Here is a 2419-nt window from a genome sequence, read left to right on the forward strand (position 1 = left end):
ATCCTGCACGTTTGGAGCCTTCTTAACGCTGGCTTCTATTTTGCTATGGTTAAATTAGGTTTGAAGACACGCTCTAAATAGAAAATGAATATATTTTTCTAGTCAATTAAATTGATGCCTAACACGGTTGTTAAAAGGAGGAACTCATATGTATCTTCTATTTTGTAGCGATCCTCTGAATTCTAAAAGTGTGGATATAGATTACCGTGCAGAGTACGAGGTTGCACGGAGTCTTGGTTTTGATACAGGGTTGGTCAATTTCGATAACCTGATTGAGGAAGAACGGGAAGGGTCAGGGGCTAACCCATATATTGCTTCTAAGAATATGCGAGAAAATGTTGCTATACCGGGAAGCGAGTACGTGAACGCGCTTTACCGTGGATGGATGATAAGGCCGAAAGTGTACGATGCTTGGACTACAGTCTTGGAGGCAAATCGAATCAGAATGCTCACAAGTGCTGAGAGTTATAGGAACTGCCACTATTTTCCCAATTCATACTCGTTAATTCAAAATTTTACGCCTCGGAGTGTATGGCTGGAGCGGGACCAATTGGATGCAGAGCATATTCGAGAGGCTGTCGTGCCTTTTGGAACGACAGCAATAATGGTCAAGGATTTTGTTAAATCACGGAAACATGATTGGCTGGACGCCTGTTATATCCCAGATGCGTCAGATCAGGCGCATGTGGAACGGGTAATTCGTCGTTTTATTGAACTTCAGGGAACGGAATTGAATGGAGGAATTGTGTTAAGGGAGTTTGTACCTTTAGAATTTCTTACCCTTCACCCCAAAAGTGGTATGCCCTTGTCTAAAGAATATCGTCTTTTCTTTATGTTCGGAGAGCTTGTTTTTACGGTTAATTACTGGGACGAGACGGCATATGAGACAGTTCCTACAGATTTGCAAGAATTTATTCAGATTGCACGTCAAATCCAAAGTCCATTTTTCACAATGGATATTGCTCGTACACAAGCAGGGCAATGGATTATTATAGAATTGGGAGATGGGCAAGTTTCGGGATTGCCTGAGCACACAGACCTTGAAGCGTTCTATACAAATTTAAAAAAAGCGGTGATAAACCAGGGATTATGGTAAAAGGCGCAGTGCTTCTGTTTGAATGGGAAGCTGCGCCTTTTCATTTTTGCACGAGTCTATCATTCTACAAACTTGCAATCGCCCTATCAGATGGGGGATAATGGAAGGGACACATTTTCGACAGAAAGTAGGGCTAAAGATAGAAAAGATACCTATAAAAAGTAGATCGGATTTACCGCATTTTTGTATATTATTGTAGAATAAGATCGTAATTCAGGTTATAGTAAAGGAAGAAATTAACTAGGATAGAATATACCCAAATACGTAATTGTGGAGGGAAATATGAGTACATTTAAAAATTGGTTGAATACAACTAAAAAAGGACTTGGTGACCAGGTTAAGAAATTTAAGAATAAAGATTTTATGGAAGCTGTCGTTGCTGGTTGTGCATTAGTGGCATTTGCTGACGGCACTATTAGTCCGGAAGAAAAAACAAAAATGGCCGGATACATAAATATCAGTGAAGAATTGAAAGTGTTTGACATGGGAGAGGTTATCAACCGTTTCAATCACTATGTAGCGAACTTTGAATTTGCACCTGAAATCGGCAAACAGGAAGCATTGAAAGCGATTGGTAAACTGAAAGGCAAGCCTGAGGTAGGCCGACTTGTCGTCGGTGTATGCAGTGCCATTGGTGCAGCTGACGGTGACTTTGATGCCGATGAGCGGCGAATTGTTGCTGAAATTTGTGGCGCGCTTGGTTTGAACCCGTCTGAATTTAGTCTGTAAATTTTATGGAAGGGAGGTGTGTTAATCAGTGGCTGTAATTAATCTGGTCAAGGGCCAGAAAATTGATCTGACCAAGGGAAACACAGGACTAACCAAAGTGATAGCCGGATTGGGCTGGGACCCTGTACAGTCCAAAGGATTTTTTGGCTTCAAGAAGCAACCCAATATTGATTGTGATGCTTCTGCCATTTTGCTGGATGCCAACGGGAAGCTAACTCAGTCGGACAATGTAGTATGCTTCCATAATAAAAAAAGCCCATGCGGCTCAGTCGTGCATTCCGGTGATAATTTGACCGGAGAAGGTGACGGCGATGATGAACAAATTATGATTGACCTGGCACGGATTCCGGCCAATATCGATAAAGTGCTTGTTGTTGTGAATATATATGATTGCGTCAACCGGAAACAGGATTTCGGCATGATCGAGAAAGCGTATATCCGCATTCTGGACGGTGCGAACTCCAAGGAACTGGTGACGTTTAATTTATCTGATAATTTTGAGGGGATGACTGCGCTGATCTGCGGGGAGCTCTATCGCCATAATAGCGAATGGAAGTTTGCGGCAATCGGGGCAGGTACCCACGCCGTACATAT

The 2419-nt window shown here is 42.2% G+C and carries 3 protein-coding genes; all 3 read left to right on the forward strand.

Annotated elements, in window-relative coordinates:
* Window positions 1–148 precede the first annotated feature (148 nt).
* Complete coding sequence (locus AC5V8P_RS25100; RefSeq protein ID WP_063210878.1) at window positions 149–1096, forward strand: ATP-grasp domain-containing protein; 948 nt, start codon at window positions 149–151, stop codon at window positions 1094–1096.
* Window positions 1097–1378: 282 nt separating this feature from the next.
* Complete coding sequence (locus tag AC5V8P_RS25105; RefSeq protein ID WP_063210876.1) at window positions 1379–1825, forward strand: tellurite resistance TerB family protein; 447 nt, start codon at window positions 1379–1381, stop codon at window positions 1823–1825.
* A gap of 28 nt (window positions 1826–1853) precedes the next feature.
* The coding region (locus AC5V8P_RS25110; protein WP_495474005.1) for a TerD family protein at window positions 1854–2419 on the forward strand (566 nt) is incomplete at its 3' end.

The sequence above is a fragment of the Paenibacillus sp. N119s genome (assembly GCF_059447605.1).